The sequence below is a fragment of the Haloferax mediterranei ATCC 33500 genome (assembly GCF_000306765.2).
GTDB classification, from domain to species: Archaea; Halobacteriota; Halobacteria; order Halobacteriales; family Haloferacaceae; genus Haloferax; species Haloferax mediterranei.
The window spans coordinates 914,165-937,558 of sequence record NC_017941.2; the positions used below are offsets into that span (position 1 = coordinate 914,165).

The following is a 23,394-nucleotide window of genomic DNA, read 5'->3' on the forward strand; positions in this document are numbered from 1 at the left end:
TCTCGTCGGAGAGTCAGGATAATGGCGCGCGACCGGTCCGCGGTGGAGTCAGCCGAACTAACGGCGGTGCTCGACGCGCTCGACGACGCGGACGCACGAGCCATCATCAGAGGACTCGAAGAACCTATGACGGCCAGTGAAATCTCAGAGACGTGTGACATTCCGCTTTCGACGACGTACCGGAAGTTGGACCTACTGACCGACGCGGCGCTCCTCTCCGAGGGGACGCAAATTCGGGCGGACGGCCATCACGCGACGACCTACGAGGTCGCGTTCGACGAAGTCCGAATCGGTCTCAACGACGACCGAGACTTCGATGTCGCCGTCGGTCGCCCCGAACGGACGCCGGACGAACGAATCGCGGATATCTGGACGCAGGTCCGGAAGGAGACGTAATATGGTACACACTGCATCACCGACAATCGCGACGTTTATTATCATCGTCAAGACGGGGATTCTCGTCCTCGGCGGTCTCATCACCTACTTCAGTTTCAAGGCGTACCGAAACACCGGGTCGCCGGCGCTCCGAGCCTTAGCGCTCGGATTCGGCGTTATTACCACCGGTGCATTGCTTGCCGGTGCATCTGACGTGCTTCTGTCCGTCGACCTCGCGACAGGGGTTCTTATCGACTCGATACTGACGTTCATCGGCTTTGCAGTCATCACCTACTCGCTCTACGTCGAGTAGCCAGTGGCTGTGTCCGCATTGGGCACGAATACAGACCGAGTTGCGTCGCTCGCTCGTGCTAACGTCAGTTGGGAGCGACGACACACCGCTGTTTCACCTGATTCTCTCCGCCATCTGTTCGTCTTTTACCACTCATCCACCGTTTTCGTCAATGCGATTGTGACGCATCTCCGCGATTACTATTGTCTTATTTCTGCAAAACTGTTATTAGCTTCCAGCCGATACCGATAGGTATGTCCGACGATGAACTGAGCGAAATCAGGAAGCAAAAGCGCGAACAGCTCGAATCCAAAATGCGCGGTGATGGCGGCACTACTGCCGGTGAAACCGGCCAAGCACCCAGTGAGACAATCCATGTAAACGGCATGAACGAACTGAATGAGACTGTCTCGACGTACGACGTGGTTCTCGTCGACTTCTACGCGGACTGGTGTGGTCCATGCAAGATGCTCGAACCGACTGTCGAGCAACTCGCAGAGAACACCGACGCGGCGGTTGCGAAAGTCGACATTGACCAAAATCAAGAACTCGCCGCCCAGTATCAGGTTCGCGGCGTTCCGACGCTGATTCTCTTCGCTGGTGGCGACCCCGCCGAGCAAATCGTCGGCGTCCGCGGCTACGACGACCTGAAGGGGCTTATCGACTCGCAGCTCGCGTAGACGGTACTGTTAGCACCTGAAACCCCACCACCCGAGTAGTATTTTCGAAACCGCCTCTCGGTCCGAGGGGCACACCCTGAACCCTTCTTGCCCAGTACTCCCTGAGTCCTCTCGGACCAGCAGTACCCCCTGGTACCCTTCGTCTCAGTCGCATTCCCCGATGCACGACGTTCTCACACGCGGGGTCTGCTTATGATTCTCAAGACCTAATCTTTGCTATGAAATTAATCGCTGAATCTATCGACATCGGAACTCGTTCGCCGACAGTCCTTCTGAACGAGGCTGATGCGGCGGAACTGGGGGTGCATGCACTCGAACGCATCCAACTGCAACGCGACGGTCGGACGACGATTGGAATCGTGGAGTTAACTGACGAACTCATCTCTGAGGGCACGCTCGGCGTCACACGTCGCCTCGGACACATCGACGGGCCAGTCGAGGTGTCGGTCGCACCGCAACCGAACTCGGTGTACTACATCCGCAAGAAACTCGACGACATCGAACTCGAACACCGTGAACTCGAGCGTATCGTCCGGGATATCTACGAGGAGCGACTCGCCGATATCGAACTCGGTGCGTACGTCTCCGCCATCTACACGAACGGGCTTTCGATGGAAGAGACGATGCACCTCACATCGTGTATGGCGAATATCGGTGAGACCATCTCGTGGAACGACTCCATCATCGCCGACAAGCACTCTATCGGCGGTGTTGCGGGGAATCGCGTCACGCCGATACTCGTCTCCATCATCGCCGCTGCGGGTGTGAAGATTCCCAAAACCTCGTCCCGGGCAGTCACCTCGGCATCCGGAACCGCAGATACGATGGAAGTCTTCTGTGACGTGGAGTTCTCCATCGAAGAGATTCGGGAAATCGTCAAAGAGACTGGTGGCTGTCTCGTCTGGGGCGGCGCGGTGAATCTCTCTCCGGTTGACGACCAAATCATCCGGGCTGAGACCCCGCTTTCTCTCGACCCGAAGGGACAACTCATCGCCTCCGTGCTCTCGAAAAAGAAGAGCGCCGGGTCGACCCACGCGGTTATCGATATCCCCTACGGCGAGGGGGCAAAGGTCGAAAGCCTCGCCGAGGCGCGCGAGCTCGCCGAGGACTTCAACCGCGTGAGCGAGCACCTCGGAATGACTATCGAGTGCGCCATTACGAGTGGCTCCGCCCCGGTCGGCAGAGGAATCGGCCCGGTCCTCGAAGCGCGAGAAGTCCTCGCCACGCTCGACGGAGAGGGACCGAACGACTTACGGGTAAAAGCGATTCGGCTCGCAGACCTGTTGTTCGAATCCGTCGGTGTCGACGCTGACGCCACCGAGATACTCGATTCGGGGGCGGCACAGGAGACATTCCGCGAAATACTCGCCGCACAGAACGGTGACCCGGACGTGGCGGTATCAGACCTTTCGCTCGGTCGCCACACCCACATTGTCCGCGCCGACCGAGACGGCGTTGTCACGCACATCAACAATCGGTTGGTCAACGAAGTCGGCAGACGAGCGGGCGCGCCGAAAGACCACGGAGCGGGACTCGAACTCCATCGCTGTGTCGGCGAGGAGACCGAAAGCGGTGAGTCGCTCGTCACCGTCTACGCGGAGTCGTCCGACAAACTCGCCGATGCGGTCGACCTGTTGGAACGCATCGAGATGGTTCGTGTTCGACACCCCGACGAGGCGCTCGTCGATAGAGTGTGATTCGGCGGCGGCTCCATCTCGGTGTCTCCCGTCGCGGCGACCATTTTTGCATCCCACCGACGTAGATTACGATATGGACGAGCGCGTACACGCCGAGGTGCGACGTATCGCGGACGAAATCGGTACGATGGAGATTCGCGGTGCGGCGGCCATCGCGGAGGCGGCAGCCCGCGCCCTTCGGTCACAGGCCACGGACAGCGAGACCACAGACCCCGAGGCGTTCAAATCCGAACTCCGCGCCGCCGCCCGAATGCTCTACGAGACGCGGCCGACCGCTGTGAGCCTGCCGAACGCGCTCCGGTACGTCCTCCGCGGAATGTCGAGTACGACGGTCGAGGGACTGCGTCAGGACGTCGTCCAGTCTGCGGACGATTTCTGCGCCCGACTCGAACGAGCGCAAGCCGACCTCGGACAGGTCGGTGCGAACCGCCTCCGCGACGGCGACACCATCATGACCCACTGCCACTCGACGGACGTCTTCGCGTGCGTCGAGGCGGCGGTCGAACAGGGGAAACACATCGAGGCCATCGTCAAGGAGACGCGACCCCGACTACAGGGACATATCACCGCGGAGGCGCTCCACGAGATGGGCGTACCGGTCACACTCATCGTCGACTCGGCAGCCCGGCGCTACCTCAACGACGTGGACCACGTGTTGGTCGGCGCGGACGCCATCGCGGCCGACGGGAGCGTCATCAACAAAATCGGGACGAGCGGCCTCGCGGTCAACGCCCGCGACCGAGGGGCACCCATCATGGTCGCCGCACAGACGCTGAAACTGCACCCGGGGACGATGACGGGCCACACGGTCGATATCGAGATGCGTGACACTGAGGAGATAATCGACGACGAAACGCTCGCGGAACTCGGCAATCCGACGGTCAAAAATCCCGCCTTCGACGTGACGCCGCCGCGCTACGTCGACGCCATCGTCACCGAGCGTGGGCAGTTCCCACCGGAGAGTATCGTCATCCTGATGCGCGAACTATTCGGTGAAGGGACGACGGAGCCGTGGGCTGAGCCCTGAGTTCACATTCGCAGGTTCACAGGTTTGCAGGATTGCGGGATTGCGGGTTTCAGGATTGCGGTTGCGGATTCGAGATTTGCCTCGGTACGCGCTCGTCAACACGATGCCCCCGGCTTACTGCCCGTCGACGACTGCGGACATCACTTTCATCTCGGCTTTTCGGAGGTGCTCGGCGGCAGTTCCAGTCGAGCAGCCCAACTGCTCTGCCACCGCTGCGACGGACCCGTCTCTCGATTCCCGATAGTAGCCGCACGCGACCGCAGCCTCGACGGCTTCTCGCTGTCGCGGCGACAGCGAGGCGGGCGCGAAGTCCCCCGGACCGGTGTACTCTCGCACCCTTCTGATTTCGATGTCGATGCCTTCCGGGGTCTGGTCAACCGCTGATTGGAGCGCTTCGTCCGTCCCGACAATCGTGACTAAAATCGTTCCATCGCCCTCGAAGATGACCGGTGGGACGACGACCAGTCCGTCCTGCGTGAACGCCGTCGTCTGCTGTACTCCAGCCGCATCGAGCCGTTCTTTGACGACGATAAAAAACGAGTCACCCGGCATCTGCGCCACCTCCGACGACAGAATCGTCGGTATCGACGTGAGCGCTTCCTCGTACGCTTCGATATCGGACCCGACGACCTCGAAAACAATCGTGTTCGTCTCGGTCATCGTCGGATTCCAGTGATGTAATTTGGTCCGCTCGAACGCCTCGTGTTCGACGACGAACTCGTGCATCGGGTGCAGATGGTTCTCGTCCGGGGTGAGACGTAGTCCGACCGATTTCATGTCCCGATGTATCCAGATGGCAGTATAAATATCAGCCGCACCTATGAGGCAGAACTCCGAATCCCGTTTCGGTCGAAGACAGACGCAGTAGCCCACCAATGTCACTCGAATCACCCCAAGTGACGACCGAGGTAGACGCAGACCAACTCACCACCGATGTGCTCCGGCAGGTGTTGGGGGATGCTCTTCTCAATCTCGACCACCACGTTCACGCCCCCGAGGTGACAATCCGGCCCGACGACGTACAGGCGGTCCTTTCGACATTCCGCGACGACCTCGGGTTCGACCACCTCTCGTGTGTGACCGCACAGGAGTACGAAGACCGCTACGAGTCTATCTACCACCTCAAATCCTACGACGACCCGACACGGGAGGTGAGTGTCGTCGTTCCTACACCCCGGTCAGACCCCGTGAGCGAGTCCGCCGAACCGGTGTTTCGGACAGCCGACTGGCACGAACGAGAGGCGTACGACCTCATCGGCATCGAGTACGACGACCATCCCGACCTGCGCCGTATCCTCCTCCCCGAGACGTGGCAGGGCCACCCGCTGAGTCTCGATTACGACCAGACGCGCCCGCAGGTCGTCCGGTACGACGAGCACGCGAATCCGCTCCACGAAGACGGGCGCACCGACACCAACACGATGGTTCTCAACATCGGCCCGCACCACCCCGCGACTCACGGCGTCTTACACCTACAGGCCACTCTCGACGGCGAGAAGGTCGTGGACGTGGACCCCGATATCGGGTACATTCACCGCTGCGAGGAGCAGATGTGCCAGAAGGGAACCTACCGACACCAGATTATGCCGTATCCCGACCGCTGGGACTGGGGCGGCGGCGGACTGCTGAACGAGTGGGCCTATGCCCGAACTGCGGAAGCGCTGGCCGACATTTCCGTTCCGGAGTACGCCCAGATTATCCGTACGATGGCCGCGGAGTTGAGTCGCATCCTCTCGCACATGCTCGCAGTCGCCTCGTACGCTCTCGACGTCACCGGCGAATTCACCGCGACGTTCATGTACGCGATGCGCGACCGTGAACTCGTCCAAAATATCCTCGAAGACCTCACTGGACAGCGATTAATGTTCAATTATTTCCGACTCGGCGGCGTCGTCTGGGACCTTCCCGAACCCCGCGAGGAGTTCTTCGAGAAGACACGCGAATTCCTCGATGGACTCCCCAAAAAACTCGAAGAGTACCACGACCTGCTGACGGCGAACGAGATACTCCAGATTCGGGCGGTCGATACCGGCGTTCTACCGCCCGAGGTCGCAAAGCAGTACGGGGTAACTGGCCCGGTCGCCCGCGGGTCAGGTATCGACTACGACCTCCGCCGCGACGACCCCTACGGCTACTACGACGAACTCGATTGGAACGTCGTCGTCGAGGACGACTGCGACAATTTCTCGCGCCTGCTCGTGCGGATGCGCGAGGTCGAAGAATCGGCCAAGATTATCGACCAGTGTGTCGACCTGCTCGAAGACTGGCCCGAAGACGAGCGAAACCTCCAGTCGAACGTGCCGCGTACGCTCAAGCCAGACGAAGACACCGAAGTCTACCGCGCCGTCGAGGCGGCGAAGGGTGAACTCGGTATCTATATTCGGTCCGACGGCACCGACAAGCCAGCCCGATTCAAGATTCGTGGCCCGTCTTTCTCGAACTTGCAGGTGCTCCCGGAGATAGCCAACGGTGAGTATGTCGCCGACCTCATCGCGTCAATCGGGAGTTTAGATACGATTATGGGCGAGGTCGACCGGTGAAAAACCGGGGCCGAAGCAGTCAGACGACGATTATCTCGGGGTCTCAGTGCCCCACTTGTCCAGGGCAACGGCGAGTTCGGGCGTTTCTTCGGCGGCCTCGGTAATCGACTTACCTTCGACGTAGGCGTCGATTGCCGACCGAAGCGCAATCGCTCCGGAGCGGGTGCCGTCGGGGTGCCCGTGGATACCGCCGCCGAGTTGGATACAGGTGTTCGTGCCCGTTGCATCGAGGAGGTCGGGGAGCAGTCCCGGATGGAGACCGCCGGAGGCGACCGGGAGCACGTCGTTTCGACCGTAGAGGTCGCCTTTCAGCCAGTCGTTGATGCCGACGGTGTCCTCGTTTGCGAGTTTCCCGAGTCCCGCGGTCCCGGTGTGGAGTTGGTCGACCCCACAGAGCCGCGAGATTTGTGCGAGCACCCGCATCGAGACGCCGTGGGTCGGCATTCGGTCGAAGGCGGCGTGCATGGCGCGGTGGGCGTGGATAGCAAGGCCGTGTTTCTCGGTGCGCTCGCGGACGGTCTGGAGACTGGCCCACCCGGCGGTGATGATATCCACCATGACGTACTCGCCGCCCTGTGCAGCCACCTCGTCCACGCGGTCGAGCATCGTCTGGGTATCTGCGGTGACGTTGATGAGGTACGATTTCTTCTCTCCGGTCTCGTCTTCGGCGTCGTCACGGAGCGACAGCGACTCCGTGAGTCGGTCGGCGAAGGGGTTGAAGTCCTGGTCGGTTAGGTTCTCGTCGTCCTTCAGGAGGTCGACGCCACCGACCCATGCGTCGTAGCCGACCTGCGCGTGTTCAGCCGTCGAAAGCCCGACTTTCGGCTTCGGGACCGTCGCCGTGATGGGGCGGTCGCTGACGCCGAAAATCTCCTCGCGGACCGACGAACCGTAGAGCGGTCCGGGGTACGACGAGACGACCGGTTCGGGCCACTCACAGTCCATGAGACGGATACTGTCGACCGCTTTCATGCCCATGATGTTGCCGGCAATACAGGAGAGTACCTGCGGCATGTTCCCGGGTTCGAACAGTCCGGCAGGGTAGGCGACCTGAATGTTACCGCCGTCGATGTCGTCGGACCCCGTCTGGCTGCCAGCCGAGCTTCGCTCGGCGATGGAGAACGTAGTCGCTCCCATATCGGTGAAGTCCGCACCGGGTTGGAGGGCCGCCCACGTCCCGTTGGAGGACTCCGAAGCCACGCGACTCGCGGCCGCCTCCATGGACATACCCGTTGCGGGGTCGATGCGGAACGTGCAGACGAGGTCCTCGTCGGTCGGTTCGTATTCGAGGTCGAGGAAGTCTTCGTACGTGATACCCATAGCCTCGCCTACGCCCCCACAGTGCTTAAAACGGCATCCCGAAGCGGTTTTGAGGGATGCGTTCGAACGCTAAAGGTTCGGCTGTTGGACGCATCTGACTCACAGCACGACGAACGTCGGGAGATACAACCCGAGACAGAGGAGCGCCGCGCGACGGTCGATACCCTCCTGCCAGTAGAGCAACGCTAACACCGCGAGCGACACGACGAGCATGTAGAGTCCCGAGGGCGTCACCGACGCGAGGTCAGTGACGACCACATCCGCAACCAGCGCGCCGATACCGAGCGAAAAGACGGGGTCGGTGATGTTGCTCCCGAGAATCGACCCCACGGAGATTCCTTCGCGGCCCTCCTTGGCGGCGATTCCGGCGACGACGATTTCGGGGGCAGTCGTCCCGAGACCGGTGAGCAAACCGACCGAATACTCGGAGATGCCGACCAACCGGGCGAGTTCGACGCCGTTCGTTACCATCACTTGCCCGCCGACTACGACGAGAAGCAGGCCGAACGCGACACGCGGGAGACCTCGTTCCGGTGTCTTTTCCTCCTCGACGACCTCCTCAGCAATTTCCTCGCCACCCTCGTTCGTGTAGAGCGTGTAGACGAAGTTGACGTACGCGAGCATCATCAGGAAGCCCTCGGAACGCTGGACTACGCCGTCTTCGAGCGTGAGTAGCATGATAATCATCGCGAGCGTCATCGCCCCGCCGTAGACCATCACGTCTCGACGGTCCGCCACGATGGGCGCGATGAGCGCCACGATACCGATAGCGAGCGTAATCTGCGAGGTCTCCGAGCCGATGATGTTGCCGACGACGAGGTCGCCCGCGCCGTAGGAGGCCGCGTAAATGGAGGTCGTCATCTCCGGAATCGACGTGCCGACGGAGATGAGCGTCACGCCGATGAAGAACGGCGAGACGCCGTAGAAACTGGCGACCTCGGCCGCGGCGGTGACCGCCCGGTCGGCACCGAAGACGAGCGCGGCGAGTCCGACGACGAACAGAACTGCCTCTGCGAACATGTCGATGTTCCAATCACTTCGCGTGGTGACGTAAACGGTCGGGTGGCGATGGGTCCCGTCGCCTGCTCAGGGCGACAACAGCGCCCGAACCTCGCGGAACTCTGGGACGTCGGTGTCGAGTGCGGCACAGAGCGCATCCGCTGCGCCCAAGAGCCACTCGGCGCGCTCGACGCGGGATTCGACGTCTCCCGGGCCGATTCGGTAGCGTTCGACGAGGTCCTCGATGTTCGACCCATCGGACCACTCGTGGAGGATACGGGCGGTCTTGACCGCGGTCAACCACTCCTCGAACGGGTCTGCCTCGTGCATTGCGGTAGTGAACTCCGCGCTGTGAGTTCGAGCGTACTGGTACATGTCCGCCCGCTCGCGGTTGCCGAGGTAGGTGTCGTGCATGTCGGGCGTGTTGCAGACGACTTCCAGCGCGGTTCGGGCCGTGACGTTCTCGTCGGCCATCGTCTGGATGGTCCGCACGCCAGCGATGATTCGCGCTCCAGTCGTCGGCGAAACGTACTGCTTGGACGTTTGTGCGCCGAGGGTCGTCGCCGAAAGCGAGTCGCCGTCGACGGCGAGCAGTTCCATCGATTCGAGGTCGGAAACCACGTCGCCGACGAGTTCCGTGAGGTCCACGCCGGGGTTCTGATGAGCGTAGTACGTGGCCGAAAACACGTCGGCGACGCCGTCGAGGCTGTCGGCAAAGCCCGACGCGACGACCGAGAGAACGTGCGTTCGAAGCGCCTCCTCGTCGGCAAACTGGGAGTTGACCGCCTCCGCATCGGCGGTGACGTAGCGGTCGACGAGTTCGTCTTTCGTGTCGTCGTCGCCGACGAGCACCGCTTCGCCGAAGGGGTCGAGGTGCGGCCGTCCGGCGCGGCCGCACATCTGGTGGACGTCGAGCACCGGAATCCACGCCATCGACTCGCCGGTGTAGCGCTTCTGGTCGCGGATAACGACGCGGCGCGCCGGAACGTTCACGCCCGCCGCGAGGGTCGGCGTCGCACAGATAACCGAGAGCTTCCGGTCTCTGAAGGCGTTTTCCACGGTAACTCGGTGTGTGCTTCGCAGACCGGCGTGGTGGAATCCAACACCGGTTCGCGCACACTCGGAGAGTTGCCGTCCAGTTGTGGTGCCGCCCAGTTCGGCGAGTTCGTCACCGAGGTCGGGGGCGGGCGAAAGGTCTTCGTCCGCGAGTCGGTCGGCGAGCGCTTCTGCTTCGCGGCGTGAGCGGACGAACGCGAGACACTGGCCGCCGTTTTCGACCGCATCGGCGACGAGCGAGACGGTCGCTTCGGTCGCCTCGTCGTCGTTCGGGCCGGTCGGTGGAACCGTGACTTCGAGCGCCGAGTCGTCGTCGAACTCGACCGATTCGTCGGCGTAGACGCCGGTTCGAAGTGAGACAGGTCGCCACGTACTTTCGACCAGTTCGGCGTCCAACCACGCGGCGATTGCTTCGGGGTTGTCGACTGTCGCGGAGAGGGCGACGAGCTGGAGGTCGGGAACCCGGCGTTGGAGCGTCGCCAGCGTGACTTCGAGCGTCGGCCCGCGACCGAGCGCGCCGAGGAGGTGCACCTCGTCGACGACGACGCAGGCGAGGTGTTCGACCCACGACGCGCCGTTTCGAATCGCCGAATCGACCTTCTCGCTCGTGGCGACGATGATATCGTGGTCGCCGAGGGCCTCTTCGGCGGAGTCGAAGTCGCCGGTCGAGATGCCGACGCTCACGCCCGGCAGTTCGTCGAACGTCTCGTACTTTTCGCGTGCGAGCGCGCGAAGCGGGACGATGTAAAGCGCCGGTCCGTCGGCGGTGAGCATGGCGAGTTCGGCGATGAACGTCTTGCCACTCGCGGTCGGAATCGCGGCGACGACGCGACCGCCTTCGGCGACACCCGCCTCGACGGCGGCTACCTGCGGCGGATACAACTCCTCGATGCCGTTTGACTCGTAGTGTGTGACGAGGTCCGCCGGAAGCGGGAGGTCGTTCACGCGCATCTGTCACAGACTGGTCGCGGACTCACATAAGTTTCTTCGCCGAAGTGAATTGCCCAGACTGCAGTGATTCGGTCGCCTCTGTCCCGACTCTAAACGAGTTCCACCCAAGCAGAGCGTCACGTAAATGTCGTTGAGGTGAATAGATTGCGCTATGCGCCCTCCACGCTCTCGATTTTCTCGGTTGTCTCGACGCTCGCTTCTCCACACGCTGACGGTCGGCGGGACGGCCGGACTTGCGGGATGTCTCGACTCGCTTCCTCGGCGTGACCCGCCGGCGACGCCCTACCCAGAAGAGGTTCCGCGCTCAGACGGAGCGGGGTACACGCACACGCGACGCTCCGGAAACCGCGTTGCCGACTGGCGTGGTGACATCACAGAGGCAGCAGCGTTCGATGTCAACGTCCCCGGCACACCCGTGTGGGTCGCGGGGACGGCCATCGATTTTGGCCAGAGGGAAGTCCGTTCTCAGTGGGCCGTCGCCCTCGAAGACGGAAGCGTTCGCGGTTATTACGTCACCGACGACGGCGTCGAGTCGGCAGAAATTGGACCCGACCGACTCGACGGTCCGCCGGTCGTCTCGTCGGTGGCACCGCGCCTCCTCACGCACCCCGAATCGTCGCCGTACACCAGTCCGATTCCCTGCCGCAAGCAACTCGTCACTGTCGGCGACGACGGGGTAGTGGTCTTCCAGGAAATCACCGCCGAGTACGACTTAGTGCACCCAGACCACTGGTTGGACAAGCCACGCCGAGTGTTCGACGTGAACGCCCTCCCCGACGCCCGAATCGTCTCGTCCAGACGTACCGTGTGCCTATTTGGTGACGCCACAGACGAGTACGGCCACGGTGCGCTTGGTGACTCGCTGGAAGGCGGTAGTATCGTCGCTATCGACACGGACGACTGGATGGTGTCCCGATTCTCGCCACCCGAGGGGACTGTCTTCGAAGGAACGGCTCCGATAGTCACGTGGCTCGACCGCGACCCAGCACAGCTCGTCGCCACCGCCAGCGACGCCCAAGACGGCGCTCGTGTGGTTGCCATCGATACCGACACAGGAGCGATTCGTTCGGGACCGCCAGTCGGGACCGGGAACCGCTGGCGACACACGCTCGCTGTCGATTCCTTCGGCCCCAACGGAGAAGAAGAGATTGCGGCTGTTCGAACGCCGCACATTGGTGGCGTCGCGGAGTTCTACCGACCAACCGACAATGCCCTCGAACTCGTCGCCACCGATAACGGTGGGTATCAGAGCCACGTTCTCGGAAGTCGGAACCTCGATGGCGGCCTCTCAGGGACGTTTTCGGACGGCAACCAAGCGTTGTTGTTGGTTCCGACACGCGACCGGACGGAACTCGCGTTTCTCAGACGGGTCAGTAGTGGGGTCGAACGGTACGAGACACTCCCCATCGGCGGCAAATTGACGACGAACATCGCGGGGGCGAACGAAGATGCCACAATCGCTGCCGGAAGCGAGGGTCGCGTCCGCTTTTGGGTGGGACAGCGCTAAAAGAAAGAAGACGCCGCGTTAGATGTAGTCGTGCTCGGCGAGGCGCTCGACGGCTTCGCGGAGTCGCTCTTCACTTGCAGCGTAGGAGATGCGGGCGTAGCCCGGGGCGTTGAAGGCGCTACCGGGGACGGTCGCAACCTTCGCGTCCTGAATCGCACCTTCACACCATGCCTGGTCGTCGTCGTCGACGGGGAGCATCATGTAGAACGCGCCTTTCGGAACGGCAACGTCCACGTCGTGTTCGGCGAGGAGGTCCACGAGCATGTCGCGGCGGCCTTCGAACGCCTGACGCATCTCTTCGACCGTGTCGTCGGTACGCTCGGAGAGCGCCTCGACGCCGGCGTGCTGGACGAAGTTGACCGCACAGGAGACCGAGTGCGAGTGCAGCTTGCCAGCCTGCGAGATGAGGTCCGAGGGGGCGTGCAGGTAGCCGAGCCGCCAGCCGGTCATCGAGAAGGCCTTCGAGAAGCCGTTGATGGTGATGGTTCGGTCTTCCATCCCGTCGAGGGAGCCGAGCGAGGTGTGCTCGAAGCCGTCGTAGGTGATGCGCTCGTAAATCTCGTCGGAGATGACGGCGATATCGTGTTCGACCGCGAGGTCGCGGACGCCTTCGAGCGCCGCGTCGGAGAAGACACCGCCGGTCGGGTTCGACGGCGAGTTGACGACGAGCAGTTTGGTCTCGTCGGAGACCGCCTCGGCGAGTTCGTCGAGCGCGGGTTCGAGACGGAAGTCGTGCTGTGCGAGGTCGACGCGGTTCAGGGAACCACCGGCGAGTTTGACCATCGCCTCGTAGGACACCCACGCGGGGTCCAGTAGGACGACTTCGTCGCCGTCGTCGATGACGGTCTGGAACGTCTCGTAGAGCGCCTGCTTGCCGCCGGGCGTGACGATAACCTCGTCGGCCTCGGCGTCGACGCCGTTCCCGCGGAGCTTTGCCGCGATTGCTTCTTTGAGGTCCGGAATCCCGTTCGAGGAGGTGTAGCCCGTATGTCCGGCGTCCATTGCGTCCTTCGCAGCCTGAACGATGTTGTCCGGCGTCGGGAAGTCCGGTGCACCGACCGAGAGGTCGACTACGTCTTCACCCTCTGCTTCCAGTTCACTCGCGAGGTTCGAGATGGCGAGCGTCGCGCTTGGTTCGACCCTGCCAACCCGGTCGCTGAAATCGAAGTTCATGCCAACGCCTCCACCATATCAGTCGCAGCGTAAACCGCTTCCGCACCTTTGCTGATGCGTTCGCGCGCTTCAGCGCCGCTCATTCCGGGTCCGGAGACGCCGAAGGTGACGGGCTTATCGCGGTCTAGCGAGACCTCGGTCAGGGACTTCGCCGCCGCGTCGGCGATAACCTCGTCGTGGTTGGTGTCGCCGGTGACGATTGCGCCGACGACGGCGACGGCGTCGATGTCGTCACGGCGGGCGAGTCGGTCGGCCGCGAGCGGGGAGTCGTACGCGCCGGGGACGTGAATCGTCTCGACGACCTCTGCATCGCGTTCGGCGGCGGCGTCGTGTGCCGCCTCCTTCATCTGTTCTGTGACCGATGAGTTGAATCGGGCCACTACGAGTCCGAGAGAGACCATAGCCGACCCTTCCCGTGCCGGATAAAAGAACTACCGACACCCACCGAAATTACCCTTGTCGCCGACTTGCAAACATAACAGTTGTATTGTCGGCGCGGGGATGGGTGGACATGAGTACAGACAGTGGGACCGAAACGGTGACCCGGTCCCGTGCCCTCCTGGCACTCGTCGGCGCAGTTGTCGTCGCCCTCCTCGTCCGTCTCGTCTCGCTCGGCGGACGAATCTTCCACTGGGACGAGGGGCGCGTCGGCTACTGGATTCTCCGCTATCACGAGACTGGCGAATTTTCGTACCGTCCGATAATTCACGGCCCGTTCCTTCCCGTCGTCAACGATTACATCTTCGCGGTACTCCCGGCGTCGGACTTCAGCGCCCGCCTTCCAGTCGCCATCGTCGGCGGCCTACTCCCGCTTTCAGTGTGGCTCTTCCGCGAGCACCTTCGACGTGACGAGATGGTGGCGCTCGCGGTCTTCTTCGCCGCCAATCCGCTTCTCGTCTACTACTCCCGGTTCATGCGAAACGACGTGCTCGTGGCGACGTTCTCGGTTTTCGCCCTCGGGTTCGCCGTCCGCGCCTACGATACCGGCCGCCTCGCGTATCTCATCCCGGCAGGGGCCTCGTTCGCCACCGGCGCGGCGGCGAAAGAGAACTACGTCGTCTACCTGCTTTGTTTCCTCGGAGCGGCGTTCCTCGTCTTCGACCATCGACTGCTCGCACGCACGTCAGCGGGAGATTCCGCCCGAGACATCCTCTTTTCCGAACTCCCTGCGAGTATCCGTGACCGCCTTCGCGCCCGCGGAGCGGGCAGTCTCGGATACGGCGTAATCCGGTTCGGCGCTGGTGTGCTCGGCGGTTTGCTCGCGTTCTTCCTCGTGTTCGTGTTCTTCTACGCGCCCCGTCCGGACCTCTGGAACGTGTTCGGAAACCAGGCGGCGCTCCCCGGGGTCATCGAAACCGGGACCGTTGGTGTAATCACCGAGATGGTGGATAGTTGGATTGGTGGCGGACACCAGTCGCACGACTATCTCCCGTACCTGAAGGACTTCCTCGAAACGTTCGTCTACGGCGCGCCGGTGCTCATCGTCTTCGCGCTCGTCGGCATCATCGTCGACCGCTACGGTGTCGTCGCGGGCCGAATCCGCTGGCTCGTCGCGTTCGCAACGTACTGGGGTGTAGTGAGCATCTTCGGCTACCCGCTTGCGACCGACATCCAAGCCCCGTGGGTGGTCGTCCACGCGGTCGTTCCGTTGGCGATTCCGGCCGCAGTCGGGGCCGCGTTCGTCTTCCGCTCCGGGACGAAGGCGCTCGAATCGCGCGACACCGTCGGACTCGGCCTCGCCGCCCTCGTCCTTGTCGCTTCCGTCGGCGGCATCGCGGCCGCGAACGTCGATTACTGGAACGCCTCGACCGGCGAAGACCAGGTCGTCCTCCAGTGGGCACAACCCGAAAACGACCTGAAGGGAACGCTCGACGACGTCGACCGCGTCGCCGCGACCAACGAGGGAACCGACGTGCTGCTGTACGGGACGCACCCGCCGAACAACGACGAGACGCACTTCTACGTTGCAAACGAGTCGCACCCGCTACGCGGGCCGTCGTGGCATAGCCGTCTCCCGCTGCCGTGGTACTTCGAGGAGGCCGACGTGGACCGAACGAGCAGCCCGCCGGATGCGGGTGTTTCAAACGCGACTGAGAACGCACCGCCGGTCGTCGTCGCCTACGAGTGGGACCGCGACGAACTCGAATCGGAACTCGACGGCTACGTCGTCCGACAGCACGCATTCAAACTCTGGAACGAGGATGTCGTCGTCTTCATCGACCAGGATGCACTCGACGCGGCGAACTCGACAGAGCGCTGAGTCGTCAACGAGCCTACGTTTGAGGGCGCTGAAGTCGTCGATGATAGCTCTATTTTATCCACGAACGTGAGTATTTGGGCATCCAAGGTGGCAACGTTTATGCACCGACATACTAAACCGGCGATTGTGACCGTCACTGTACCCGGACCCACGCTCGGCGTCGTCGGCGGGGGCCAACTCGGGCGTATGCTCGGTGAGGCCGCCGCGCCGCTCGGCGTCGACATCGTCGTCCTCGACCCGACACCCGACTGCCCGGCCGCAGCGGTTGCCGACCAAATCGTCGGCGACTTCGACGACCCCGAGGCGATGGCGGAACTCGCCGCACGGGCCGATGCACTGACGTTCGAAATCGAACTCGCGGACCCCGACCTCCTCGACGAACTCGCTTCCGAGGAAGAAATCGCGGTCCACCCGTCTCCCGACGCGCTGCGAACTATCGAAGACAAACTCGTCCAGAAAAAGACGTTCGGCGACGCCGGAATCCCGATTCCGCCGTTCCACCGCGTCGACGACGCGGACGACCTTCGCGCCGCCCTCGACGAGTTCGGGTCGGTCATGCTGAAAGCCCGAACCGGCGGTTACGACGGCCGCGGAAACGTTCCGGTCACCGACCTCGAAGACGCGGAAGATGCTATCGAGGCGGTCGGCGGCCCGGCCATGGCGGAGGCCTTCGTCGATTTCGAGCGCGAACTGTCCGTCATCGGCGTTCGCGGCGAAGACGAGATTCGAACCTTCCCTGTCGGCGAGAACGTCCACGAGGAGGAGATTCTCCGGGAGACTATCGTTCCGGCGCGGACGACCGATGAAGTCAGCGAAGAAGCCGACCGGGTTGCTCGTGAGGTGCTCTCGCATCTGCCCGGTCGCGGCGTCTTCGGTATCGAACTCTTCGAGACGGCGGACGGCGACGTGCTCGTGAACGAAGTCGCCCCGCGCCCGCACAACTCGGGTCACTGGACCATCGAGGGCGCGCTTTGCTCGCAGTTCGAACAGCACGTTCGTGCCGTCCTCGGATGGCCACTCGGGGCGACGACCCGCCGCTCGCCCACCGTGATGGCGAACATCCTCGGAACCGTCGACGAGTCGCGTCCGGCCCACCTCGGCGGTCTCGCAGACCCGCTCTGTGAACCCGGCGTCTCGCTGCACTGGTACGGCAAAGACGAGGCCCGACCCCTGCGGAAGATGGGCCATCTCACCGCCGTCGGCAACGATGAGACGGATGTAGAGACGCTTCTCGGACGCGCACGTGAACTCCGAGACGGTCTTCGCTTCGACTGAGCAACCAGCGACCACTCTTCGACTGAGTAACCGGCAACCTAACCACCCTAACCGATACAACCGACTCGAACTGACTCCCTTTCGAGTACCACATCCCACACAAACAGACACCAATGACGACCGAACAGGACCTTATCGACGAACTGCACGCACAGGCCGACGATGACCGCGACCCCGAAACGACGCCCGACGTGGGCATCATCATGGGGTCCGACTCCGACCTCGATGTGATGTCCGGCGCGCACGAGGCACTGGACGCCCTCGGGTTCGGCGAGCAGACGGACTACGAGAACGCTCCCGAAGAGCGCTTTACCTACGAGACGTACGTCGTCTCGGCGCACCGGACGCCGGACCTGCTGTACGCCTACGGCGAGACGGCTGCCGACCGCGGTATCGAAGTCATCATCGCGGGCGCAGGCGGGAAGTCCGCGGACCTTCCGAACATGACGGCATCCATCGCGTACCCGACGCCCGTCGTCGGCGTCCCCGTCCAAGAGAAGTCCGTCGACTCCGTCATCGGGATGCCGACCGGTGCGCCCATCGTCGCCGTCGACGCCGGGAAATCGTTCAACGCGGCCCTTTCGGCTGTACAGATGCTCTCGCGCGGACACTCCGAACTCGAAGCCCGTCTCGTCGAGTATCACGACGACCTCGTCGCCGACGTGGCTGAGACCTCGGCCGCGCTGCACGACCTCGGTGTGACTGGTTTCCGAGAGTCGTCGCGGTAGGCAACTGCGTCTCCATCTGCGGTCGTTTTTTCCGGTGATGAAGAGCCGCTTTCGGCGGTGAAACCCTCCCGGCGCACGGTTCCGGGCGTCTCTCGCGTATTTTCTAAATAGAAGCCTTCTCGCGCCCGAAACACACAAATCAATGTTTATAGGGGAGCGCTTCTAACCGCCGCACGTCAGGGAGACTACGGCATGAGTGATTGGATTGCAATCGGTGCGATGGGGCTTGTCGGTGTCGGCATACCGTTAGCGATGATGATGGTGTCGGCGCTACTGCGCCCAAGCGTACCGGAACAAGGAAAGAGTGCCACCTACGAGAGTGGTGAGGTGCCGACCGGCACGGCACGCGTCCAGTTTAACATTCAGTACTACATGGTCGCGTTGCTGTTCGTCGTGTTCGACATCGAGACTGTCCTCATTTTCCCGTGGACGGTCATTTACCGCTCCGCCCTCGAACAGGGCGCGTCGCTGGCGACGATTCTGACGCCGATGCTGCTGTTTATCGGTGTCCTCGTCATCGGCCTCGTCTGGGCGTGGCGCAACGGCGCCGTCAAGTGGGTCAAAAGCCCGCAGGCGAACCGTCGTAAGACAGAGAGGCAAGCATGAGTAGCGAACAGAAACCATTCGTCACTGACGATACACAGGTACAGACCGAGACCCGCGACGCCCGCATAGCGGGTGCGGACGACCGGTTCAACTCGAAGCTTCGGGAGGCGTTCGGCTCGTCACCGTTCATCCTCACGAAGTTCGACAAGTTCATGAACTGGGTTCGTGGGTCTTCGATGTTCATGCTGCAGTTCGGTATCGCTTGCTGCAGTATCGAGATGATGCACACGTACGCGATTAAGCACGACCTGGACCGCTTTGCGGCCGGTGTGCCGCGTGCCTCGCCGCGACAGGCGGACGTCATCATCGTCCCCGGGACGATTGTCTCGAAGTTCGCCCCGCGTATGAAGCGCGTGTACGACCAGATGCCCGAACCGAAGTTCGTCGTTGGCATGGGGTCGTGCACCATTTCGGGAGGTCCGTTCCAGGAGGGCTACAACGTCATCAAGGGCGCAGAAGAGGTCATTCCGGTGGACATCCACGTCCCCGGTTGCCCGCCGCGTCCGGAGGCGCTTATCTACGGCATTGCGAAGCTCCAAGAGCGCATCGCAAACGGCGAGTCCAGTCCCGTCACGGTCAAGCCGTACGAACTGGAGCAGTTCGGCGACCTCGAACGCGACGAAATCGTCGACAAACTCGCCGCACAGATCGACGAAGACGACCTCGTCATGCGGTACAACTGGGCTGATTCACCATGAGCCTCGAAGAACCACAACCCGAGGACGCCGCAGAACTCGAAGCTGGCGTCAGCCGCGGAGACGAACTCGCCGAACTGCTCGGCGACCTCGTCATCGGCCGCGAAGAACACATGAACGCGCCCGGCCTCGTCATCCGCCCCGACGAGGTTCAGGAAGCGCTGTTCAAGCTTCGCGACGAAGCCGGATTCGACCACCTCTCGTGTGTGACCGCACAGGAGTACGAAGACCGCTACGAGTCCATCTACCATCTGACGAAGTTCGACGACCGGACCGACGAGGTCAGCGTCGTCGTACCGACGTCGAAGGACAACCCGGTCAGCCAGACGGCAGAGCCCGTCTACCGGACGGCAGACTGGCACGAGCGTGAGGCGTACGACCTCGTCGGCATCCAATACGAGGGTCACCCGGATCACCGCCGCATTCTCCTTCCCGAGACGTGGCAGGGTCACCCGCTGGGTCTCGACTACGACCAAGAACGGCCGCAGATTGCGACGCTCCGTGAGCACGCGAATCCGCTCGAAAAGGACCATCGTGCCGAAGAAGGGAACACGATGTACATCAACATCGGTCCCCACCACCCTGCGACTCACGGCGTGCTTCACGTCAAGACCGTTGTCGACGGTGAACAGGTCGTCGACCTCGACCCCGACATCGGTTACCTACACCGCTGTGAGGAGCAGATGTGCCAGCAAGGGACCTACCGGCACCAGATTATGCCGTACCCCGACCGCTGGGACTACATCTCGGCCGGACTCCTGAACGAGTGGGCCTACGCCCGCGCTGCCGAGGACCTCGCGGACATCGAGGTCCCCGAGTACGCACAGATTATCCGGACGCTCGGTGCCGAACTGTGCCGTATCGCATCGCACATGATTGCGCTCGGCACGTTCGCACTGGACGTGTACGGCGACTTCACCGCCATCTTCATGTACGCCATGCGGGACCGCGAGATCGTCCAGAACATTCTGGAAGACCTCACCGGTCAGCGCATGATGTTCAACTACTTCCGACTCGGTGGCGTCGTCTGGGACCTCCCAGAGCCTCGTGAGGAGTTCTTCGAGAAGATTCGTGACTTCCTTGACGGCCTTCCGGAGGCGCTCGAGGAGTACCACGACATGATTACCTCGAACGAGATTCTCCAGGCCCGTACGGTCGGGACGGGAATCCTGCCGCCGGAAGTCGCAAAGAGCTACGGTGCGACCGGACCGGTCGCTCGTGGCTCCGGCATCGACTACGACCTCCGTCGTGACGACTCCTACGGCTACTACGACGAACTCGACTGGGATGTCATCGTCGAAGACGGCTGTGACAACTTCTCGCGCTTGCTCGTGCGGATGCGCGAGGTCGAGGAGTCGGCCAAGATCATCCAGCAGTGTGTCGACCTGCTCGAAGACTGGCCCGAAGACGAGCGGAACATTCAGGCGAACGTTCCGCGCACGCTCAAGCCGGACGAGGACACCGAAATCTATCGCGCCGTCGAAGGCGCAAAGGGCGAACTCGGCATCTACATGCGTGCCGACGGCACCGACAAGCCAGCCCGGTTCAAGATTCGCAGTCCGTGTTTCTCGAACCTCCAGACGCTCCCCGAAATGTCCGAAGGTGAGTTCATCCCGGACATGATTGCCTCGCTCGGCAGCCTCGACATCGTTCTCGGTGAGGTGGACCGCTAATGTACATGCAAGCGACCCTTTCGGAGACTATCAGCGGTCTCCTCGGTCTCGAAGGTGTCCTTGGCGACGTCGTCGGTGGGCTCGTTGGCGCGTTCATTATCGCCAACATCATGCTCATCATGACGGCAATCGCCGGTCCGTGGGCGAAACGGAAGATTACCGCCGCGTTCGGTGACCGTATCGCAGTCAACCGCATCGGGCCGTTCGGGCTGCTCGTCATTATCCCGGACGCCGTGCGTCTCCTGTCGAAGGAACTCATCGTTCCCGAAGGTGTTGACCGCCCCGCATGGGACCTCGCCCCGATGATTATTCCGTTTTCGGCGCTGCTCGGGTTCGCTGTTATCCCGATGGGTAACGGCATCCAACTCGCAGACCCCGAAACCGGTCTCGCGTTCGCCTTCGCTGTCGCGTCCATCGCGTCGCTCGGTCTCGTCATGACGGGCTACGCGTCGAACAACAAATTCTCGCTCATCGGCGCACTCCGCGCCGTTGCAGCAAACATCGCCTACGAAATTCCGCTCGTCATCACGGCCGCGTCCGTCGTGATTTTCACCGGCTCGCTCCAGATGAGCGAAATAGTCGCCGTTCAGGCAGAGCCGCTCATCTCCGTCGCCGGCATCACGATTCCGACGTGGTTCGCGTTCGTGAACCCGTTCGCGTTCGCGCTGTTCATCGTGGCGAACCTCGCAGAAATCGGGCGTAACCCGTTCGACATCCCCGAGGCACCGACCGAGATTGTCGCCGGGTACCAGACGGAGTACTCTTCGGTGTACTTCGTGCTCATCTACCTCGGTGAGTTCATCCACATTTTCCTCGGCGGCGCTATCGCGGCGACGCTGTTCCTCGGTGGTCCGGCAGGGCCGTTCCTGCCCGGATTCGTCTGGTTCGTCATCAAAATCTGGGCGTTCTTCCTGTTCACCCAGTGGGCGCGTTCCGCAGTTCCGCGCCTTCGCGTCGACCAGTTCCTCGAAGTCGGTTGGAAGGGCATGCTCGTACTGTCCTTCGCCAACCTGGTTCTCACGGCCATTATCGTGGGGGTGATTGCATGATTGGAATCCTGAAAGGCATGGCAGTGACGCTGAAACACGCACTCGACGGGCAGACGTTTACGGTCGAGTACCCCGAGACCGCGCCCGAAGTGAGTCCGCGTTTCCGTGGCGTCCACAAGTTCAGCCAAGAGCGGTGTATCTGGTGCCGTCAGTGTGAGAACGTCTGTCCGAACGATACGATTCAGATCGTTCAGGACGACAAGCGCAACGGCGAGCAGTACAACCTGCACATCGGCCAGTGTATCTACTGCCGACTGTGTGAGGAGGTCTGCCCCGTCGACGCTATTCTACTCACGCAGAACTTCGAGTTCACGGCGGACACGAAGAACGACTTCGTCTACAACAAAGAACAGCTCAAGAACGTCCCGTGGTACAAGGATATCGACCCGCTCAACTCCCGCAACCCCGACCGCAACGCGTGGATTGGCGAGGGCGAAGGAGAGGTCGACTATCAATAACATGACCGCGAGTGAATCGTTCGAGTACCGTCAGCCTGCGTCCGGTACCGGGCGCTGAGGACGTTCTCGAAATGTTCAAAGGGATATCTCAAGGAGACACACACAATGGTTTATGAAACCATCGCGTTCGCGCTGTTCGCCCTCATCACCGTGGGTTGCAGCCTGGGCGTCGTCCTCGTGCGGGACATCTGGCATTCCGCACTCCTGCTCGGGGGCGCGCTCTTGAGCGTCGCGGTGCACTACGTGATGTTGCAGGCGGAGTTCGTCGCCGCCATGCAAGTCCTCGTCTACGTCGGCGGGGTGCTGATTCTCATCACGTTCGCCGTGATGCTGACGCGTATCAATCCGGAGGTGAGTAGTACATGACAACGAAACCGCAACTGAAACTCGGTTCGCACCTCGTGCCCGGACTCGCTGCCGCCGCGCTGTTCGTCGTGATGGCAGTCGTGTTCCTCGGTGCGTCGTTCCCGAACCCACAGGGGTTCGCGGAAGGAGCCAACATAACCGCGAGCATCGGCTATTCGATGTTCAACCTCGGGTTCGGGAGCGTCGACGGTGAGAGCATGCTGGTCGCATTCGAAATCATCGACCTCGTTCTCGTCGCAGCGCTCGTCGGTGCCGTCCTCCTCGCACGTCGCGAGGACGAATCCGGCCGGATGCGGACCATCCTGACCGATGGTGGTCGCGAACTCAAGCGAACGCTGTTCGACGACACGGAGGGTGACAACTGATGGTACCCGCACAGTACTACCTCGTGCTGTCGGCCGCCGTGTTCTGCATCGGTATCTTCGGTCTCTTGACCCGTCGGAACGCACTGTTGTTCCTGATGTCGGTCGAACTGATGCTGAACGCCGCGAACATCAACCTCGTCGCATTCTCCTACTACTGGGGGAACGTGACGGGACAGACGTTCGGTCTCTTCGTGCTGGCGCTCGCCGCCGCCGAAGTCGCGGTCGGTATCGGTATCATCCTCACACTGTACCGCAACTTCGACGACGTGGACGTGATGCAAGCGACCACGATGAGGTGGTAA

24 protein-coding genes are annotated in these 23,394 nt (G+C 62.1%); 18 read left to right on the forward strand and 6 right to left on the reverse strand.

Annotated features, from left to right (window positions below; translation table 11 throughout):
• Positions 1-21: 21 nt before the first annotated feature.
• The 5 genes from HFX_RS04675 to HFX_RS04695 all read left to right on the forward strand — a co-directional run bounded on the left by HFX_RS04675 (position 22) and on the right by HFX_RS04695 (position 4,071).
• Positions 22-396, forward strand: a complete 375-nt coding sequence (locus tag HFX_RS04675; RefSeq protein ID WP_004572710.1) for a helix-turn-helix domain-containing protein — start codon at positions 22-24, stop codon at positions 394-396.
• Between the two features lies 1 nt (position 397).
• Positions 398-688 (forward strand): DUF7521 family protein, encoded by a 291-nt coding sequence (locus tag HFX_RS04680; RefSeq protein WP_004572709.1) that lies wholly within the window; start codon positions 398-400, stop codon positions 686-688.
• Between the two features lie 233 nt (positions 689-921).
• Positions 922-1,347 carry a thioredoxin gene (trxA, locus tag HFX_RS04685; protein ID WP_004572708.1) on the forward strand — a complete coding sequence of 142 codons (426 nt, stop codon included), beginning with the start codon at positions 922-924 and terminating at the stop codon, positions 1,345-1,347.
• Positions 1,348-1,565: 218 nt separating this feature from the next.
• Positions 1,566-3,044: an AMP phosphorylase gene (locus tag HFX_RS04690; RefSeq protein WP_004572707.1), complete on the forward strand. Its 1,479-nt coding sequence runs from the start codon at positions 1,566-1,568 to the stop codon at positions 3,042-3,044.
• 73 nt (positions 3,045-3,117) lie between these two features.
• A complete protein-coding gene (locus HFX_RS04695) occupies positions 3,118-4,071 on the forward strand; it encodes a ribose 1,5-bisphosphate isomerase (RefSeq protein WP_004572706.1) in 954 nt (317 codons plus the stop codon).
• Positions 4,072-4,185: 114 nt separating this feature from the next.
• Here the strand turns inward: HFX_RS04695 and HFX_RS04700 are convergent, their stop codons facing one another.
• Positions 4,186-4,848: a helix-turn-helix domain-containing protein gene (locus HFX_RS04700; protein ID WP_004572705.1), complete on the reverse strand. Its 663-nt coding sequence runs from the start codon at positions 4,846-4,848 to the stop codon at positions 4,186-4,188.
• A gap of 98 nt (positions 4,849-4,946) precedes the next feature.
• On the opposite strand from HFX_RS04700, the gene HFX_RS04705 reads away from it, so the two are divergent.
• Positions 4,947-6,611, forward strand: a complete 1,665-nt coding sequence (locus HFX_RS04705; RefSeq protein WP_004572704.1) for an NADH-quinone oxidoreductase subunit D — start codon at positions 4,947-4,949, stop codon at positions 6,609-6,611.
• Positions 6,612-6,641: 30 nt separating this feature from the next.
• Here HFX_RS04705 and rbcL read toward each other — a convergent pair whose 3' ends face one another.
• The 3 genes from rbcL to HFX_RS04720 all read right to left on the reverse strand — a co-directional run bounded on the left by rbcL (position 6,642) and on the right by HFX_RS04720 (position 10,937).
• Positions 6,642-7,931 carry a type III ribulose-bisphosphate carboxylase gene (gene rbcL, locus HFX_RS04710; RefSeq protein ID WP_004572703.1) on the reverse strand — a complete coding sequence of 430 codons (1,290 nt, stop codon included), beginning with the start codon at positions 7,929-7,931 and terminating at the stop codon, positions 6,642-6,644.
• 99 nt (positions 7,932-8,030) lie between these two features.
• Positions 8,031-8,951, reverse strand: a complete 921-nt coding sequence (locus tag HFX_RS04715; RefSeq protein ID WP_004572702.1) for a sodium:calcium antiporter — start codon at positions 8,949-8,951, stop codon at positions 8,031-8,033.
• A 66-nt stretch (positions 8,952-9,017) separates the two neighbouring features.
• A complete protein-coding gene (locus HFX_RS04720; protein WP_004572701.1) occupies positions 9,018-10,937 on the reverse strand; it encodes a DEAD/DEAH box helicase in 1,920 nt (639 codons plus the stop codon).
• A gap of 151 nt (positions 10,938-11,088) precedes the next feature.
• On the opposite strand from HFX_RS04720, the gene HFX_RS04725 reads away from it, so the two are divergent.
• Entirely contained in the window at positions 11,089-12,444 is a 1,356-nt protein-coding gene (locus HFX_RS04725; RefSeq protein WP_014732215.1) for a hypothetical protein, read from the forward strand.
• An 18-nt stretch (positions 12,445-12,462) separates the two neighbouring features.
• Here HFX_RS04725 and HFX_RS04730 read toward each other — a convergent pair whose 3' ends face one another.
• Both HFX_RS04730 and ribH read right to left on the reverse strand, forming a co-directional pair.
• Positions 12,463-13,617 carry a pyridoxal phosphate-dependent aminotransferase gene (locus tag HFX_RS04730; RefSeq protein WP_004572699.1) on the reverse strand — a complete coding sequence of 385 codons (1,155 nt, stop codon included), beginning with the start codon at positions 13,615-13,617 and terminating at the stop codon, positions 12,463-12,465.
• Entirely contained in the window at positions 13,614-14,018 is a 405-nt protein-coding gene (ribH, locus tag HFX_RS04735) for a 6,7-dimethyl-8-ribityllumazine synthase (protein WP_004572698.1), read from the reverse strand. Before ribH ends, HFX_RS04730 begins: the two co-directional genes overlap by 4 nt.
• A gap of 110 nt (positions 14,019-14,128) precedes the next feature.
• Between ribH and HFX_RS04740 the strand changes: the two genes are divergently transcribed.
• The 11 genes from HFX_RS04740 (at position 14,129) to nuoK (ending at position 23,394) form a co-directional block, all read left to right on the forward strand.
• Entirely contained in the window at positions 14,129-15,877 is a 1,749-nt protein-coding gene (locus HFX_RS04740) for a flippase activity-associated protein Agl23 (protein WP_004572697.1), read from the forward strand.
• A 126-nt stretch (positions 15,878-16,003) separates the two neighbouring features.
• Positions 16,004-17,152, forward strand: a complete 1,149-nt coding sequence (locus HFX_RS04745; protein ID WP_004572696.1) for a 5-(carboxyamino)imidazole ribonucleotide synthase — start codon at positions 16,004-16,006, stop codon at positions 17,150-17,152.
• Between the two features lie 113 nt (positions 17,153-17,265).
• Positions 17,266-17,880 (forward strand): 5-(carboxyamino)imidazole ribonucleotide mutase, encoded by a 615-nt coding sequence (purE, locus tag HFX_RS04750; protein ID WP_004572695.1) that lies wholly within the window; start codon positions 17,266-17,268, stop codon positions 17,878-17,880.
• Positions 17,881-18,072: 192 nt separating this feature from the next.
• Positions 18,073-18,486, forward strand: a complete 414-nt coding sequence (locus HFX_RS04755; RefSeq protein ID WP_004572694.1) for an NADH-quinone oxidoreductase subunit A — start codon at positions 18,073-18,075, stop codon at positions 18,484-18,486.
• Positions 18,483-19,184, forward strand: coding sequence for an NADH-quinone oxidoreductase subunit B (locus HFX_RS04760; RefSeq protein ID WP_004572693.1), 702 nt, complete (start codon positions 18,483-18,485; stop codon positions 19,182-19,184). Before HFX_RS04755 ends, HFX_RS04760 begins: the two co-directional genes overlap by 4 nt.
• Positions 19,181-20,854, forward strand: a complete 1,674-nt coding sequence (locus HFX_RS04765; protein ID WP_004572692.1) for an NADH-quinone oxidoreductase subunit D — start codon at positions 19,181-19,183, stop codon at positions 20,852-20,854. The genes HFX_RS04760 and HFX_RS04765 overlap by 4 nt, the downstream gene beginning before the upstream one ends.
• Entirely contained in the window at positions 20,854-21,903 is a 1,050-nt protein-coding gene (locus HFX_RS04770) for a complex I subunit 1/NuoH family protein (protein ID WP_004572691.1), read from the forward strand. Before HFX_RS04765 ends, HFX_RS04770 begins: the two co-directional genes overlap by 1 nt.
• Entirely contained in the window at positions 21,900-22,361 is a 462-nt protein-coding gene (locus HFX_RS04775; protein WP_004572690.1) for a NuoI/complex I 23 kDa subunit family protein, read from the forward strand. The genes HFX_RS04770 and HFX_RS04775 overlap by 4 nt, the downstream gene beginning before the upstream one ends.
• A gap of 105 nt (positions 22,362-22,466) precedes the next feature.
• Positions 22,467-22,727 carry an NADH-quinone oxidoreductase subunit J gene (locus HFX_RS04780; protein ID WP_004572689.1) on the forward strand — a complete coding sequence of 87 codons (261 nt, stop codon included), beginning with the start codon at positions 22,467-22,469 and terminating at the stop codon, positions 22,725-22,727.
• Complete coding sequence (locus HFX_RS04785; RefSeq protein WP_004572688.1) at positions 22,724-23,092, forward strand: NADH-quinone oxidoreductase subunit J family protein; 369 nt, start codon at positions 22,724-22,726, stop codon at positions 23,090-23,092. The genes HFX_RS04780 and HFX_RS04785 overlap by 4 nt, the downstream gene beginning before the upstream one ends.
• The gene (nuoK, locus tag HFX_RS04790) at positions 23,092-23,394 is read left to right on the forward strand and encodes an NADH-quinone oxidoreductase subunit NuoK (protein ID WP_004572687.1); all 303 of its coding nucleotides are present in this window, start codon (positions 23,092-23,094) and stop codon (positions 23,392-23,394) included. The genes HFX_RS04785 and nuoK overlap by 1 nt, the downstream gene beginning before the upstream one ends.